Source organism: Actinomyces sp. HMT 175 (assembly GCF_016694895.1).
Classification (GTDB): domain Bacteria; phylum Actinomycetota; class Actinomycetes; order Actinomycetales; family Actinomycetaceae; genus Actinomyces; species Actinomyces oris.
On sequence record NZ_CP068012.1, the window covers coordinates 487,832 to 503,968 of the forward strand.

A 16,137-nucleotide genomic window follows, 5' to 3' on the forward strand; every position below is an offset into this window, starting at 1 on the left:
GGAGGACGATTCGGGCATGATCGCATGAGGCTATCGGAGGGGAAGCCGGCGCGGCAGAGGCAGAGGCGGTGACAAGGAAGATACCGGGCGCGGGAATACGTGCCGGGCGCGACTCGGGCAGCTGCCGGACGGGCCGCGCAGACGTGCCGGCGCCCCGGCCCGCCCCCGTTGCGGGGGTCGGCCGGGGCGCCGGGCTTGCTCGGCTTACTCGGCGAACGCCGCTCACTCGGTGGCGATGGCGTCCAGGACCGGAATCCGGGAGGCGCGCAGCGCCGGCCACAGGGCCGCGATGACGCCGACCACCACGGAGAGCACGAGCATGCCCACCATCTGGCCCCAGGGGATGCTGAGGCTCGTCAGCCCCTGATCCTCCAGGACCTCCTTGAGGGCGGCGGCCAGGACCACCCCGGTCGCCCCGCCCAGGACAGTGCCGTACAGGGAGGTGAGGACCGACTCGGTGATGATCTCCCCGGACAGCTGGGCCTTGCCCAGGCCGACGGCGCGCATGAGCCCGATCTCTCGGGTGCGTTCCGAGACCGAGAGCACCAGGGTGTTGACGATGCCCAGGATGGCGATGGCGATGCTCAGCCCCAGCAGGCCGTAGAGGACGGCGAGCATCTGGTTGATCTGCTGACCGACCTGGTCGGAGATCTCGCTGGCGTCGCGCACCGCGTACTGGTAGGTGTCGGCCACGATGTCGCGGGCCTTGCCCCGCACCGTGTCGAGGTCGGTGCCCTCCTTGAGGGTCAGGAGCATGCCCTGCGGCGAGTCCAGGACGTGGGCCGGGTCCGTGGTGGTGCCCGGGGAGTTCCAGGAGCCCACTGCCGCCGCCAGCTCGGGGGCGATGTAGTAGTTCCCGCCGGTTCCCTTCGGGTCGACGACGGCGCTGACCGTGGCCTCAACCGACCCGGTGGGGCCGGTGACGGAGACCTTGTCCCCGAGCTTGAGGCCCTCGTCCTTCTTCGCGGCCACGTGGGTGGCGTCCAGATCCTTCATCGACCCGGCGCTCGCGGAGACGTCGTAGGCCTTGGAGTAGGTGGCGGGATCGACGACGATGACGGTGGCGGTGGGGGTCTGGCTGCCGTCGGGCTTGGTGACGGAGTCGGCGTAGATGGAGTAGGAGGAGGTCTCCTTGACCCCGTCGATGGCGGCGATCTCCTTGGCCTTGTCGGCCGAGAGCCGGGTGCTCAGGCTGCCGATGGTGGCCGGCTGGACCACGAGGTCGGCCTTGAGGGACTTGTCGATCTCGTCGGAGGTCGAGGACTGGAAGGAGGCGGCCAGCGTGGCGCCGGCGCACACCAGGGCCATACCCACCATGAGGGCGCCGGAGGTGTTGGCCGTGCGGCGCGGGTTGTGGACGATGTTGCGCACCGCCAGGCGGCCGGCGGGCCGCAGCAGCCGGAAGGGCAGGCCCAGCACGGCCACCACTGGGCGGGCCAGGGTCGGGGAGACGATGAGCAGTCCCAGGACCGTGCCGCCCGCGCCCAGCCCCATGATGAGGCCGCGCTGCGTCAGGTCCGCGTTCACCCATGCGGCGGCGATCGCGGCCGCGCCGGCCGCCAGCAGCAGCCCGCCCAGGATCGTGCGCAGCACCAGGGACTTCTCCCGGGAACCTGACACGCCGCGCATGGCCTCGACCGGGTGGGTCAAGGCGGCCTCCCGAGCCGGCAGCAGAGCGCCGACGACGGTGACGGCCAGGCCCACCGCCAGCGAGATCGCGATGATCGTCCCGCTCAGGCCCGTGCCCTCCAGCAGCGGCATGCCAGCGGCGTCGAGCAGTGCGGACAACCCGGCCAGCAGCCCCGCACCCGCGGCCACGCCCAGGGCGGAGCCGACGACGCCGATGACGACCGCCTGCAGGAACACCACGCCGAACACGGAGGCCGGCGAGGCCCCGACCGCCCGCAGCAGGGCGAACTCCTTGACCCGCTGACGCACGCTCATCGCGAAGGAGTTCATGATGATGAAGGAGCCCACGAACATTGCGACGACGACGAAGACCAGCAGGAAGACCTGAACGAAGCCCAGCTGCTCCTCAATGGCCTTGTTCTGCTCCTTGATGACCTCGGCGCGGGTCTGGACCTGGGCGCCGTCGGGAAGGATCTTGGTGATCTCGGACTTGACGGTGTCCACTGAGGAGCCCTGAGCGACGTCGACGGCGATGGTCGTCACCTTCCCGTCCGGGGCGGCGATGGGCATGAGCCAGTTCGGGTCCACGCCCACGACCGTCGCGCTGGCCATGGAGGACTCGTAGTGGAACTCGCCGACCACGGTGACCTCGGTGGGTGAGCCCTGCACCACGATGTGGGTCTTGTCCCCGACCTTGAGGCCGGAGTTCTTCAGGGCTCCGGACTCCAGGGTGATCTCACCGGCCCCTTGAGGCTTGTGGCCCTGGGCCCAGGTCAGGCCCTTCTCGTTGTCGTACAGCGGTATGAAGAGTGTGGGGGCGCCGGTGGTGGTCACCGGGGCGTCGTTAGAGCCCACGAGGACCCCAGTCATCTGGACGCCGGGGTTGGCGGCCTCGACGCCGTCGATCTGCTTGATCTGCTCGGTCAGGGAGCTGTCGATGGGCTTGGTCTGCGTCGAGTTGGAGGAGCCGCTGCCGGCGATCTTGGGGCCTTGGGCGTACAGGTCCGAGGTGACGGTGGAGGAGGTCAGATTGGAGAAGGTCTCCGACATGGAGGCGCGCAGGGCGAGCGTGCCCGATAGGAACGCCACCCCGAGCATGACGGCGAAAGTGGTCAGGAAGAACTGTTTGGCGTGGGCGCGCACGGAGCGCCAGGCGACTCGTCTCATGGCTCAGGCCCCCTCGACGGCCGAACCGGTGAGCGGGGCGGCTGCGGGGGCGGGCTCGGTCTCGCTCAGCTCGCGCAGGGCGTCCAGGACCCGGTCGCGGTCGGGGTCGTCCAGCTGGGCGACGACGTGCCCGTCGCGCAGGAAGATGACGGTGTCGGCCCAGGCGGCCGCCTCCGGCTCGTGGGTCACCATGACCACCGACTGCCCCAGGTCGTCGACGCTGCGGCGCAGGATCTCCAGAACCTGGTCGGTGGAGTGGGAGTCCAGGTTGCCGGTGGGCTCGTCGGCGAAGACGACCGCCGGCTCGCCCACGAGCGCCCGGGCGCAGGCCACGCGCTGGACCTGGCCGCCGGAGAGCTCGGCGGGCCGGTGGGACAGGCGCTCCCTGAGGCCGACGGCGTCGATCACCTGGTCGAAACGCTGCGGGTTGACCTTCTTGCGAGCGATATCCAGGGGCAGGGTGATGTTCTCCGCCGCCGTGAGGGTGGGGACCAGGTTGAAGGACTGGAAGATGAAGCCGATGCGCTCGCGGCGCAGGCGGGTGAGGCGACGCTGGTTCATGGAGGAGACCATGTCGCCGTCGAGCATGATCTCCCCGGAGGTGATCGAGTCCAGGCCGGCCAGGCAGTGCATGAGCGTGGACTTGCCGGAGCCGGACGGCCCCATGATGGCGGTGAAGCGGGCGCGGGCGATGTCGACGTTGACGGAGTCGAGCGCTGTGACGGCGCCCGATCCACGGCCGTAGACCTTGGTGAGGTTGCGTGCGGAGACCACGGGGTCATCCACCGGATGGTGAGCTGTGAGGACGGAGGACGCGGCGACGGGGGTGGAACTACTCATAGGTTCAGTCTGGCAGTGGCATGGGGCGGGTGAATCCTCCTGGCGGATGACCGTCCCCTGAGCATGTGGTCGGGCGACCCTGACCCGGGGTCGGGGAGGTCCCTGAGACGCGGGGCGGACGGGGCGCTTGGAGGATGCGGGCGTTCGTCGAGGTGGAGTCCGTTTTCTAACTTTTCCGACGATTCGTGATTACCATCGGGGATGATCGGAGCCTGGTGAAGGACCCGGGATGGGTTGGCTGCGCGCCCGATCAGTCGAGGTCACCCATACGTTCTCCCGGGAAGGCTCTGCATGGATCCGGTTCAGCTCATGATGGCGGCGCATCAGGCCGATGCGACGGTTGCCGCTCAGACTCCGGACCAGGCCCTGCAGGCCGCCATCGCACAGAGCCGGCCCGACCTGTGGGCGCCGCTGTCGACTAACCCGGCCGCCTATCCCGACCTGCTCGGCTGGCTGGCCAGTACCGGGAACGTCGAGGTCCTCGCCAATCTCCGTGCGCGCGGCTACCTGACCGACGACGCGGCCGCCAGTGCTGCTGGTGGCGTGGGTGACGCAGGGGCTGCGGCTGCGGCTGATAGTGCGGCCGGCGAGCCCACTGTGGACCCTGCTTTCAGTCAGGGGGACCCGGCGCAGACGGAGCCGACCGAGTCGGAGGAGTCGGCCGGAGACGGCGGCACGCCGGTGGACGAGGACGAGGCGGCCGATGAGCCCGGGCCGGTTGACGGCGATGAGGTCGAAGGTGTCGCTGGCGCCGACTCTGGCGAGGCTGGTGACAACCAGGACGCAGAAGAACCCGTCGAGAGCCCTGATGCGGTTGAGGACGCGCAGGTCACGGAGTCTACGGCTGAGGCTGCCACCGAGCCCGATGCGGATACCGCAACCGGCGAAGCTCAGGAGCCGCGCCCCGACGATACGGGTGACGAGGCAGAGGATGGCGCTGAGGATGCCGGCTCTGGCGAAGCTGGTGTCGAGCCGGAGACAGAGGAGTCTGCCGAGGACTCCGAGGACTCCGAGGGCACTGAGGATGCCGAGGCTGAGGGCCCGGCTCCGGAGGACCCGCACGTCGAGGACACCGCCGCCGACGAGCGCAGCGCGGAGCCCGCTGAAGCGGCCGAGGAACCGGGGACTGACGAGTCTGACGAGGACTCCGAAGACGTTGAGGACGACGAGGCTGAGAGCCTGGCTTCGGAGGACCAGCCTGCCGAGGATTTCGAGGACACCGAGGGGGCTGAGACTGCCACTGAGCCCGATGCAGAGCCGGAGGTCGCCGACAAGGTGGCCGCGGATGCCGACGAGGTTCGAGAGGCGGAGACCGTCGTCCCTGAGGACGATGCCTCGGATGACGTCGAGGACTCCGACGCGGCTGAGACCGCTGGCGATCCCGATGTGGAGGCGGAGGGCGCCGTCGACGAGGCTGCGGACTCCGACAACAACGACACGACCGTCCTCGCCCCCGACTCGCAGCGGCACGAGGTCGACTCGGCTGACACGACTGATCCCACGGCGTCAGCCCAGTCTGCGGCCGTGACCTCCGGCTGGACAGCGGGCTCGGCCGCTCCCGCCGCGGGCTCGGCCGAGTCGGTGGCCTTCCCCGTGCCCCCGCCGCCGTCGGCCGAGGACATCGCCGCCTGGGCCGAGACCCCCAGCGGGGCGCCGTCGGGCTTCTCCGCCGCTCAGCCGGCCGTGGAGCTGGACATGTTCGGCCCCCAGATGATGGCCCAGATGCCGCCTCCCCAGCAGAAGCAGCCGTCGAAGTCCAGCAGCGGTCGCCTGGTCGCGATCATCGTGGTCCTCCTGCTCGTCCTCGTCGGCGGAGGCGGCCTGTGGGCCGGCAGCTATTTCGCCAACAAGGACAAGAGTGGGGACACCTCCCAGGACAAGGCCGACAGCAACGGGGGCGAGGACGGCAAGCAGAACGGTCAGGCCGACGCCGCGGCCACGTCAACCGCGGCGGCCCTGCCCTCGGGCGCGGTCAAGGCCTGCTCCAGCATGCCGACCTTCACGATCACCTCGGTGGAGGACGGCCAGGGTGAGCTCAAGGTCCACGGCAACATGGCGACCTCCTGCGCCGAGGGCGACTTCCTGGCCGGATCGTCCAGCCAGGTCCTCGTTTACAGCTCCACCAGCCCTACCGGCGGCGCCGACGTCGACCACCTTGTGGCCTCGGGAACCTTCGACCTCTCCAGCGACCCGCTCATCATCCCCAACGGCGGCCGGGCGGTGACGCTGCGCTTCGGCGAGCAGCACTACTTCCGCACCGCCAAGGACCTCGACCTCAAGGGCCTGACGGTCCGGCCCTCTTTCGACCGCGGCAGCTCATCGACCGCCACCGCGAAGAGCTCGACGAACTCCGCGATGACCATCGCCTCCTCCGCGAGCTCCAACGCCAACCAGGAGGCGCAGGACGAGCAGGCCGCCGGAGACGCCATCCAGTGGCAGATCAAGCACGACTACCCCATCGTGATGAACAGTTTGCGGGGCAAGTGGACCCCGCAGCTGTCCTCCAAGCAGGTGGGTCTCGTGGCCGACGGGCAGACCTGGACCAAGCGCGCGATCCTCGCGGAGTACCTCAAGACGCAGCAGGCCAACCCGAAGGCCGTCATCATCGACACCAGCCAGTGGCCGGTCTACGACACCGGAGGCTGGTGGGTGACTCTGCAGGGTGATACCTACTCCGACGGCGACCAGGCCAACGCCTGGTGCGACGCCCAGGGCTACGACTCCGACCACTGCCTGGCCAAGCGCATCGAGTCCAACGGAACCTCCCAGGGCACCACCAAGCTTCGCTGAGACCTGAGCCGGCTGGCCTGACAACGTGATCGGTCCGCCTTGAGCTACGGGCTCAAGGCGGGCCGATGCGCATCTCGGCGCGTGTCAGGACCCCAGGCTCTTCTTCAGGTTCAGCACCCGCGTGGCCGACTCGTCCACCCGCGCCGCGAAGGCCGGATCGGACCGGGCAGTGGAGATCAGGGCCTTGACCATGTCCGCGGCCACCGTCGGGTCCGCCGAGGCCAGCACGAGGTCGCAGCCGGCCCGGATCGCCCGCACGGCCCGATCGCCCGCGCTCACGTCCTGGACCTGGACGGCGGCGGAGACGTCGTCGGTGATGACCACCCCGGAGAAGCCCATCTCCCTGCGCAGCATGTCGGTGACGATCGTCGAGGAGAAGACCGCCGGCGCCGAGGGGTCGATGAGGGAGTACGTGGCCGAGGAGACCATGATGACCGGCGCCCCGGCGGCGATGGCGGCGCCGAAGATGACACTGACGGCGGTGTCGGCGCTGCGGGTCGTGGTGGAGTCGACGACGCCCGCTGAGGTGTCCGTGTTGTCCTTCACCCGCCCCAGGCCCGGGAAGTGCTTGTAAGTGGGGATGACCTTCGAGGCCTGCATCCCCTCAGCGAAGGCACCGGCCTGGGAGGAGACGGTGGCGGCGTCGTGCCCGTACTCCCGCCCCCAGCGGCCGATGGGCTCGTTGGAGGCCGGCCGGGCAATGTCGACCAGGTCGGCGACCGGGGCCAGGTTCATGTTGACGCCGACGTCGGCCAGCTCCTTGCCCCAGGTGCGCGCCGAGGCCACCAGCTGATCGCGCGGCTGAGTCGACTGGTCCAGCGCCGAGGGGATGTCGGAGAAGCCCGATCCGGCCAGGACCTGGACCTCGCCGCCCTCCTGGTCGGTGGCCACGAGCATCGGGGTGGCGTGGGTCGTGCCCGGGCCGACCTTGGAGGTGAAGGAGTTGATGACCTTCCGGGTCGCCTGGCTGCCTGCCGTGGTGCGTCCGGCGATGAAGATGTTGCCGACATGGTGGGTGTCAACGGCCTCGTTGGAGGACTGCTTGGGGGCCTGGGCGTCCACCCCGACCATCATGAGCTGGCCGACCTTCTCCTCCAGACTCCAACCCGCCAGCGCTCCGTCAGTGGCCGTTGCCGTCGCCGTGGCCGACGGAGCCGGGCTCGCGGCCGCGGTGGGCGAGGGGGCGGCGCTCGACGCCGCCGGCTCCGGGGCCTTGGGCTTCGCACTGGGGGAGGAGCCGGCCGACGAGGAGCCGGGGATGAGGGAGCATCCCGCCAGGGACCCGGTGCCCAGGAGGGCCGCCAGGAGCACTGGCCGCCGACTCACGTGGTGCTGCGAGGACTGGCTGGTGGCGCCGGGGGCGAGGGGTTCGCCGGCGTCGGAAATATCAGGCCGATGACGGTCGTTCATGTCGGCCACACTAAGACAGGTCCCTGGGTGCTCGCGAGGTCATGACCCTGACGGTCTGTTCACGCACCGCTCGCGGCGCTACTCCCAGCCCAGCTCGTGGAGGCGCTCGTCGGGGATGCCGAAGTGGTGGGCCACCTCATGGATGACGGTCACGGTGATCTCCTCCTCCAGCTCCTCGCGACTCGTGCACCAGCGTTCCAACGGTCCGCGGAAGATGAGGATGCGGTCGGGCAGCACCATGGACCAGCCCTCATCGCGCTCGGTCAGGGGGACGCCGTCGTACAGCCCCAGGAGCGTGGGCAGGCCGGCGTCGTCATAGTCCTCCTCGGTGAGCATCTCCGGATCGGGCTCGTCCTGAACCAGGACGACGACGTTGTCCATCACCTCGGCCAGGTCCTCCGGGATCCGGTCGAGGGCGTCGCCGACGACGTCCTCGAAGTCCTGCTGCGACATCCTGACCGGCTGCGGCTCCCGGGGGCGGTCAGGCTCCTGCTGGTGCTCGTGGCTCACGGGCACAGCCTGCCAGACCGTCCGGCTCCGGCCCGGCAGTGCTCGCGGGCCGGAATTCCGCCGAAAACCGAGCGGTGAGGAGGGTCACGCTCCTGGGATTTGCGCTGCGGAAGACTGTGCCCTTAGTGTTCATCCCGGTTCGAGGCGCGACGACGTCGAAGGCCCCTGGCCCCCATCGTCTAGCGGCCTAGGACCCCGCCCTTTCACGGCGGTAGCACGGGTTCGAATCCCGTTGGGGGTACGGATTCGCACAAGTGAATAACACAGTGAATTCACACTGGCCTCGTGGCGCAGTTGGTTAGCGCGCCGCCCTGTCACGGCGGAGGTCGCGGGTTCAAGTCCCGTCGAGGTCGCGGAACGGTCGGTCCGATCAGAAATGGTCGGGCCGATTCCATCCCAAGGCTCTGTAGCTCAGTTGGTAGAGCGTTCGACTGAAAATCGAAAGGTCACCGGATCGACGCCGGTCGGAGCCACTGCGAAAGGCCCGGAACCCACAAGGTTCCGGGCCTTCGCTCATGACCGGGTGAGCCTCGCGCCGGGGCGGAGGGACTCACTGGCGGTCGCGCCGGTAGCGGCGCACGGTGGCGAAGATGGCGAAGGCGACGGCGGCCACTGGCCAGAGGATCCAGGAGATGTCCCAGGCGTCGAAGATGAAGCTCCACAGCAGGTAGATGACCACGGCGGCCGGCCAGTAGATTCCGGCCACGAGGTTGGTGAAGGGGTCGTCATCGTCCTGCTCTCCCTGCCAGGAGGACGGCTGGCCGACAGGGGCGGGGGTGGTGGGACGATTGGGGGCGAATGTCGTCGGGGTACCGGCGGGGGCCACCTGCGGGGCGCCGCCGGGCTGGATGTCCTGAGCGATGCCCAGGACCGGGGCCAGCTCGTGAAGGTTGCCGAAGTCAGTGATGACCTGCCCGACCGCCTCATTGTGGGTCTTGCCCTGGGCGATGGCGTCGTTGTAGGCGTCCTCCATCATGGCGCGCAGCTCGGAGCGGGCCTCGATCAGGCGAGGTGTGGCGGGGTAGGGGGCGAACATGTTGTCGAGGAAGGTCTCGATGGTGTCCATCAGTGGGATCCTTTCGCGAAGCGGTCGACGAGGGTCTTGGTGTCCTCCCACTCGGCGACCTTGGCGGTCAGGTGGGTGGTGCCTTCGGAGGTGAGGCGGTAGTAGGTGCGGGACTTGCCGGAGTCGGACACTCCCGAGTAGGAGGCCGCCAGGCCGGTGGACTCCAGGCGCTTGAGGGCCGTGTAGAGCGTGGTCTGCTTGATGGTGTACTCGCCGTCGGAGACCTCGGTGATGGTCTTGGCCAGATCGTAGGCGTAGGACGGCTGTCGCTTGAGCAGGGACAGGACGATGAGGTCGATGTAGCCGCGAATGGCGTCTGCGCTAATCATGTGAACCCTCCTTCCTTGGTTCGTGATGACGGGGCCCTGAGGTCCTTGTGTGCATCTAACGTACTACGGCACACGTAGTACGTCAAGCGGATGTTGGAGGGGGATGCTTCCGCTGGCGGCCATACGTCACAGCCCAGGCACAGCCGGGCTGCTTAAGGTGGCTTCATGCTCGTCGCAGCCACCACCCCTCCCGCGACCCCCAGCGCAGATCCCAGCGCGAGTGCCTCGACCACGCCCACTCCCACGGGTGTGCCCGAAGTTAACGTCGACGAGACCGTCAAGGCGGTGACCAAGACGACCAACGACCTGGTCACCATCGCCTGGCAGGCCGGCGTGGGAGTCGTCATCGGCCTGGTCATCGCCTTTGTGGTGGTGGCGATCCTGACGTTCATGGGCCGGCGGCGCCTCCTGTACCACGAGATCGTGGACTTCGGACGCCGGCCGATCGTCGCCGTCGGCGCCATGACCGGGGCCTTCCTGGGCACCCAGCTCGCCCTGACCGGGCTGCGGCACACCAAGAGCGACTCCACGACGATGGTGGTCATCGAACGCGGGGTCACCATCGCCCTCATCGTCTCGGTGACCTGGCTCGTCGTCGCCTTCGCCAAGGCCATCGAGTCCACCGTCGTCAAGGGGGCGCAGGCCGGCGGGGACCAGGGGCGCGCCAACCGGGTGACCACCCAGAGCCAGATCCTGCGGCGCGTCGCCCAGGTCATCATCGTCATCGCCGGGCTCGTCAGCGCCATCATGACCTTCCCCAGCGTCCAGTTCGCCATGGGCTCGCTGCTCGCCTCGGCCGGTCTGGCCTCCGTCATCGCCGGTATGGCCGCCCGCTCCATGCTCGGCAACGTCTTCGCCGGCCTCCAGCTGGCCACCACCGACGCCATCCGCGTGGACGACATCGTCGTCGTCGACGATGAGCAGGGCACCATCGAGGAGATCACCCTGACCTACGTGGTCATGCGCACCTGGGACGACCGGCGCCTCATCCTGCCCTCGACCCACTTCACCGAGAACCCCTTCGCCAACTGGACGCGTGGAGGCTCCCAGGCCACCGGCTACTTCACCCTCGACCTGGACTGGCGCGTGCCCATCGCCTCGCTGCGTGCCGAGCTGGCCCGCCTCGTGGCCGCCTCATCGGTCTGGGACGGGCGCCAGGCCTCCCTGGAGGTCTTCGACGCCGTCGGCGGCCACGTCACCGTGCGCATCGTCCTGACCGGGGACGACCCCGGCGACGTCGGCGCCCTCAAGTCCTACGTGCGCGAAGAGCTGGTCTCCTGGCTCCAGCGGGAGGCCCCCTATGCCCTGCCGCGCACGCGAGTGGAGGTCGAGCAGGTCGAGGTCACCCAGGACCTCGGCCCCGAGGAGGTGGCCCGCGCCGCCGAGCAGATCGTCGCCAAGCAGAAGGCCGGCCCCGCCAGCGCCACCACGGCCGCTCCAGACAATGGAGGCGATGGCGCCGCGACCACGGAGGCCGAGGGGGAGAGCGCCGCCCACGGGCTGGGGGCCCGGCGGGCCGTCACCCTGGGGCGGGCCATGGGGCGCTCCCTGCTGCACCGCGCCCGGCGCGGGGGCCTGGGACCCAGGTGAGCCGAGTCGCTACGTGGCCGACTCCCCGGCGGATGGGTGAGTTTTCGCTGCGTGAACGCAGGTCGCCCGGCGCCGTCGGGCGGGTAACGATGAGCCCATGAGTACCAACGCCAGCAGCGACCCCTCCGTGACGCCCGCCTCCGAGCCCTCCGGCCCGGCCCTCGACGGCCCGGCCCTCGACCTGGAGGCCGCCGCGCGCACCGACGCCCAGTGGCGCGCCGCCCTGAGCCCCATGGAGTACCACGTGCTGCGCGAGGCCGGCACCGAGCGGCCCTTCACCGGCGCCCTGCTCGACGAGCACCGCGAGGGCGTCTACCGCTGCCGCGGCTGCGGCGCCGAGCTGTTCCGCTCCACCACCAAGTTCGACTCCCACTGCGGCTGGCCCTCCTTCTACGACCCCTCCGACTCCGAGGCGGTCACCCTGAGCACCGACACCTCCCACGGCATGGTGCGCACCGAGGTCCGCTGCGCCACCTGCCACAGCCACCTGGGGCACGTCTTCGACGACGCCCCCCAGACCCCCACCGGCCAGCGCTACTGTATGAACTCCGTGAGCCTGACCTTCGAGGAGGAGCAAGCATGATCCGGGTCCTGAGCCTCAACCTCCAGCACGGCCTGCCCGGCGCCGGGGCCGGTGACGGCAGCGCCTCCACCGGCTCGCTGGCCGGCGCCGACATCTCCGACCCCGCCACCGCCCGTGCCGTTATGCGGGCCACGGCCGAGCAGATCGCCGAGCTGGCCCCCGACATCATCGCCCTCCAGGAGGTGGACCTGGGGCAGGCCCGCTCCGGGCGCCTCCACCAGGCGGCCTTCCTCGCCGAGGAGCTGGGTATGCCGACCTGCCGTTTCTCCGCCAGCTATGCCGGGCCGGTGGTGGGGCTGCGCCGTCGGCCCCTGCGCACCGCGCTGAGCTCGCCGACCGACGACGTCCTGGGGCTGCTGCGCGCCGCCGTCGGGGCCGGGCCGATCGGCTACGGCAACGCCCTCCTGTCGCGCTTCCCGGTCTCCGGCTGGCACGTCAAGCGCCTGGGGCGCGGGGCCTCCAGCGTGGAGAAGCGCGGCGAGCGGGCCTGGGACCCGCGCTCCTACCACGTGTCCACCGCCTCCCAGCGCGTCATGGTGGCCGCCACCCTCGAGGTGCCCGAAGGCGCTGGCGGGCCGATCCGCCAGCTGTCGGTCGCCTCCACCCACCTGGCGACCCGCGAGTCCATGGCGGCTCGCCAGCTCGCCGCTGCCTGGGGGGCGCTCGCCGGGCTGCCCGGGCCGCACCTGCTCGTGGGCGACTACAACCTCTCCGCCGAGCAGGTCGACGCCCTGGGGCTGGGGCGGACCGTGGGGGAGGGGCTCACCTTCCCGGCAGCCGACCCCAAGCGGCGCATCGACCACGTGCTGACCGACCTGTGGCCCACCGGCCCCGACGGCCTGCCGCTGACCGATGAGGCCGCCGCGGCCGACGGGAGCCCGCTCCTGCGCGCCGTGGAGTGGGGCACGACCTCCTTCATCATCTCCGACCACGTCGGCACCTGGGTGGACCTCGAGCCGGTCGGCTGAGGGGCGTCCGCCAAGGCCCAGTACCCGCGAGGTCGTACTGCCGGCCTCGTCGTTGTCGGGCCCCCGCCGCAGCCCTGCCCGCGAGGTCGTACCTTAGGTCGCGCGTTCGAGGGGTAGAGGGTACGACCGCGCGGGCTACCCTACGAACTCGATGCGGCGGGGCCCATGAGAGGGGGAGACCATGGCCGATGTGGTGGCGGGACTGGCGGTCTTCGGCGTAGTCATCGCCGTCGGCTGGCTGCTGGTGCGCACCCGCGCCGTGCCCGCTGACGCCGACGGGGTCCTCACCCGCGTCTGCTTCTTCGCCGCCACCCCAGCGCTGCTCGTGACCACGCTGAGCCGCGCCGACCTGACGGCGGTCCTCTCCCGCTCCACCGCCGTGGCCGTGGCCGCCGAGCTCGCGGCCATCGTCTCGGCCTGGTGCCTCCACCGACTCGTGCTGCGCCGCCCCACCGCCGAGGCCACCATCGGCGCGCTCGCCTCCGGCTACGTCAACGCCGCGAACCTGGGGATTCCGGTGGCCGTCCTCGTCTTGGGGGATGCGGCCACGATCGCCCCGATCCTTCTGCTCCAGCTCCTCGTACTCACCCCGGCCGCCTTCACCGTGCTCGACGCCGTCACCCGCCGTGGCAACCCGTCCCGCCTGGCGACCCTGACCGTACCGTTGCGCAACCCGCTGCTGTGGGGAGTCGTGGCCGGGACCGCGGCGAACCTGGGTGGGGTGGACCTCGAGGAGTGGGGCGGTGGCTATCCGGCCCAGGGGCTGGAGATGCTCGGGCGCGTCGCCGTGCCGCTCATGATGCTGGCCTTGGGGATGAGCCTGGCCGGGGCGCCCCGGCCCCTGCGCAATCCCGCGCCGGAGGAGGCGTCCCCGTCCCTGCGGGGCTCGCCGGCGGCGGAGGCCGGATCGGAGGCGCACGAGATTGACACCGCGGGAGGCCGACCACCCCGGGTGGAGGAGGAGCCGGCGCACGGGGCGAGGTCGACGTCCCAGTGTGGCGCGAGTCGGCGCAGCGGCCTGTGGCTGGCGGTGGGCTGGAAGCTCGCCGTCATGCCGGGGCTGGCCGTCGTCGTCGGAACGGCGGCGGGACTCTGCGGAGGCCAGCTGCTCGCCCCGGTTGTCACCGCCGCCCTGCCCACGGCGCAGAACGTCTTCATGTACGCCTCGCGCTACGGAGCGGCCAAGGACCTGGCCCGCGATGCCGTTCTGCTGACGACGGCCGGATTCGTGCCCGTGGTCCTGCTGGCCGCCGCGCTCCTGCACTGAGCCCGCGCGGTCGCACTGCCCGTCGTTGGTGTCGTCGGTGTCCGGCCCCTTGTCCGCGCGGTCGTAGCGTAAGCCGTCTGATCGAGGGGGCCAGGGTGCTGTGTTGTCTCATGGTTTCTGGGAGTTTCGGGTGTCATGACATCTCAAGACGCCGGTGGGGTGGGTATGCCGGGTGGGAGAGCTGCTGCTTCGGCCTGTCGGAGTGGGCTGGCCGGGTCACTGTGGTGGCTTACGGCGTTGTCTGGATGCACTGCACGAGGGCGGGGCGCTACTGGTCGAGGGTTGGGGGCACTTTGGGTAGGTGGGGCCTTCGTGCAGTACGCACAACCCTTGGCCAGTAGATCCCGACCCTCGTGGACTAGGCCGACTCGGGCAGACTCGGGGCAGGGCGGGCGTCCAACCATGACCACCGGGACCCTGCGCAGACGTCAGCTAGGGAGTGGTGTAGGAGGCCCCATGGCGGAGGCGCCGGGCACTGCCGTAAGAACCCCGGACTCACTCCTGCGCGACCCGGTGTCCATAGCGCTGACATTGACGAGCCTGCCGTCGAAGTACCCAGCGAGGATCGTTGGAATCCTGTGGTTTCTCTCGGTCGTGAAGCGCCGGTGCGCCCGTGATGTCAGCACCATGGACACCAGCGACCTGCCAGGCCTCTTCCCTGCCGGGCTCCTCAGGGAAGCTCGTCGCGAGTGGGAGGGTTGGCTCCGGCCCGCGAGACCGTGATGTCGGCGATGGCCGCGGCGTGGCGCACGATCCGTTCCAGGGTCTCGGTGTCCACCGCGCGCAGCGCCTCGCGCCGGTCCGCACCCACGAGGTCCTCGCTCCACAGGGCATCCTCCAGGCCGCCCATGAAGGAGTCGCCGGCGCCCACCGTGTCCGCCACCACGACGCTCGGGTCGGCGGGCACCTCCAGGCGAACCCCCGAGGCGGACAGGGCCAGGGCCCCTTCCTTGCCGCGCGTGACCACCACGACGGCCACGCCCTTGTCCAACCAGGAGCGCAGCACCGTCTCCAGGTCCGCGTCCCGGCCGTAGAGCCAGGCGATGTCCTCATCGGAGCACTTGACCAGGTCCGACAGACCCACCAGGCGCTCGACGACCTCTCGGGCCTCCTCGGGCTCACCCATGAGCTGAGGCCGAGCATTGGGGTCATAGGCGATGGTGGAGGTGGCGCGGGTCTCGCGCAGTACCTGCTCCACGGTGGCGGCGCCGGGCGCCAGGATCGCGGCGATCGAGCCGGTGTGTACCAGCAGCGGCGCCTGCCCGTCGGGCAGTGTCGGGCGTGGCGGGTTCCAGTCCAGGTCGAAGACGTAGCTGGCGGCGCGGTCCTCCCCGATGGTGGCCTGTGCCGTGGAGGTGCGCGCCGCACCGTCGGCGCCCGGAGCCAGACGGACCCCGGAGGCCTCCAGGTGGGAGCGCACGGCCTGGCCGCGCTCGTCGGTGCCGATCCAGCAGTGCAGCTCGGCGTCGCGGCCCAGGCGCGCCAGTCCCAGGGCGACGTTGGCAGGCGAGCCGCCGGGGATGTCCACGGGCTCCTGCCCGGGGTGGATGACGACATCAACCAGGGCCTCGCCGATGACGAGAGCGGATCCTGGGCGGCCGGGTGCGGACATGGGCGACTCCTTCGTGCAGGACCGGGGTCCGGTGGTAGTGAGCTGAGACGAGACGCGGGAGGGGCGGAGGGCTGGCCGGAGTGGTGGACCGGGAGAATGAGAAGAGGTGGTGAGAGGGACTCGGGCGGATGAGGAACGCGGCGGCGCCACACCGCCCGGAAGTGGCCGGCGCGCTGATCGATGCGCGTGGCCGGAGGGCGAATGCTCACAGACTACCGATCCGGCGCCGCCCTCAGGGCTCATCTCGCCCAAGAATGTCCAAATCGGATACAAAGGGCTTTCACTGCACAGGCCGCATGAATGAAAACCTTGGAATCATGCGGTTGTGTTCCGTCCGGATGAGTGCGCCCCAAGCCTTTGTGTCCGATTTGGACAT

General features: G+C 70.1%; 12 protein-coding genes and 3 tRNA genes. 8 read left to right on the plus strand and 7 right to left on the minus strand.

All coding sequences use genetic code 11. The annotated features are described in order from the left end of the window. Positions 1–222: 222 nt before the first annotated feature. Both JJJ14_RS02010 and JJJ14_RS02015 read right to left on the minus strand, forming a co-directional pair. Entirely contained in the window at positions 223–2,796 is a 2,574-nt protein-coding gene (locus tag JJJ14_RS02010) for an ABC transporter permease (RefSeq protein WP_201444558.1), read from the minus strand. Positions 2,797–2,799: 3 nt separating this feature from the next. Then, entirely contained in the window at positions 2,800–3,636 is an 837-nt protein-coding gene (locus JJJ14_RS02015) for an ABC transporter ATP-binding protein (RefSeq protein WP_101558851.1), read from the minus strand. Positions 3,637–3,927: 291 nt separating this feature from the next. Here JJJ14_RS02015 and JJJ14_RS02020 point away from each other — a divergent pair, with 291 nt between their 5' ends. Next, positions 3,928–6,426 carry a variant leucine-rich repeat-containing protein gene (locus tag JJJ14_RS02020; RefSeq protein WP_201444559.1) on the plus strand — a complete coding sequence of 833 codons (2,499 nt, stop codon included), beginning with the start codon at positions 3,928–3,930 and terminating at the stop codon, positions 6,424–6,426. 84 nt (positions 6,427–6,510) lie between these two features. Here JJJ14_RS02020 and JJJ14_RS02025 read toward each other — a convergent pair whose 3' ends face one another. Both JJJ14_RS02025 and JJJ14_RS02030 read right to left on the minus strand, forming a co-directional pair. After that, positions 6,511–7,845 carry a glycoside hydrolase family 3 protein gene (locus tag JJJ14_RS02025; protein ID WP_201444560.1) on the minus strand — a complete coding sequence of 445 codons (1,335 nt, stop codon included), beginning with the start codon at positions 7,843–7,845 and terminating at the stop codon, positions 6,511–6,513. 69 nt (positions 7,846–7,914) lie between these two features. After that, positions 7,915–8,346: a metallopeptidase family protein gene (locus JJJ14_RS02030; protein ID WP_075375560.1), complete on the minus strand. Its 432-nt coding sequence runs from the start codon at positions 8,344–8,346 to the stop codon at positions 7,915–7,917. 168 nt (positions 8,347–8,514) lie between these two features. Here JJJ14_RS02030 and JJJ14_RS02035 point away from each other — a divergent pair. The 3 genes from JJJ14_RS02035 to JJJ14_RS02045 all read left to right on the plus strand — a co-directional run bounded on the left by JJJ14_RS02035 (position 8,515) and on the right by JJJ14_RS02045 (position 8,819). Continuing rightward, a tRNA-Glu gene (locus JJJ14_RS02035) sits at positions 8,515–8,587 on the plus strand. Positions 8,588–8,625: 38 nt separating this feature from the next. Next, positions 8,626–8,699, plus strand: a tRNA-Asp gene (locus JJJ14_RS02040). Between the two features lie 47 nt (positions 8,700–8,746). Then, a tRNA-Phe gene (locus JJJ14_RS02045) sits at positions 8,747–8,819 on the plus strand. A gap of 77 nt (positions 8,820–8,896) precedes the next feature. On the opposite strand, the gene JJJ14_RS02050 is transcribed toward JJJ14_RS02045, so the two are convergent. Beyond that, entirely contained in the window at positions 8,897–9,412 is a 516-nt protein-coding gene (locus tag JJJ14_RS02050; protein ID WP_201444561.1) for a permease prefix domain 1-containing protein, read from the minus strand. Beyond that, positions 9,412–9,741, minus strand: a complete 330-nt coding sequence (locus JJJ14_RS02055) for a PadR family transcriptional regulator (protein WP_010614388.1) — start codon at positions 9,739–9,741, stop codon at positions 9,412–9,414. The genes JJJ14_RS02050 and JJJ14_RS02055 overlap by 1 nt, the downstream gene beginning before the upstream one ends. 165 nt (positions 9,742–9,906) lie before the next feature. On the opposite strand from JJJ14_RS02055, the gene JJJ14_RS02060 reads away from it, so the two are divergent. The 4 genes from JJJ14_RS02060 (at position 9,907) to JJJ14_RS02075 (ending at position 14,149) form a co-directional block, all read left to right on the plus strand. Continuing rightward, entirely contained in the window at positions 9,907–11,331 is a 1,425-nt protein-coding gene (locus JJJ14_RS02060; protein ID WP_201444562.1) for a mechanosensitive ion channel family protein, read from the plus strand. A gap of 97 nt (positions 11,332–11,428) precedes the next feature. After that, positions 11,429–11,914: a peptide-methionine (R)-S-oxide reductase MsrB gene (gene msrB, locus JJJ14_RS02065; RefSeq protein ID WP_201444563.1), complete on the plus strand. Its 486-nt coding sequence runs from the start codon at positions 11,429–11,431 to the stop codon at positions 11,912–11,914. Then, a complete protein-coding gene (locus JJJ14_RS02070; RefSeq protein ID WP_201444564.1) occupies positions 11,911–12,882 on the plus strand; it encodes an endonuclease/exonuclease/phosphatase family protein in 972 nt (323 codons plus the stop codon). The genes msrB and JJJ14_RS02070 overlap by 4 nt, the downstream gene beginning before the upstream one ends. A 181-nt stretch (positions 12,883–13,063) precedes the next feature. Further along, complete coding sequence (locus JJJ14_RS02075) at positions 13,064–14,149, plus strand: AEC family transporter (RefSeq protein WP_201444565.1); 1,086 nt, start codon at positions 13,064–13,066, stop codon at positions 14,147–14,149. Positions 14,150–14,819: 670 nt separating this feature from the next. Here the strand turns inward: JJJ14_RS02075 and JJJ14_RS02080 are convergent. Beyond that, complete coding sequence (locus JJJ14_RS02080; protein ID WP_201444566.1) at positions 14,820–15,761, minus strand: carbohydrate kinase family protein; 942 nt, start codon at positions 15,759–15,761, stop codon at positions 14,820–14,822. Positions 15,762–16,137 lie beyond the last annotated feature (376 nt).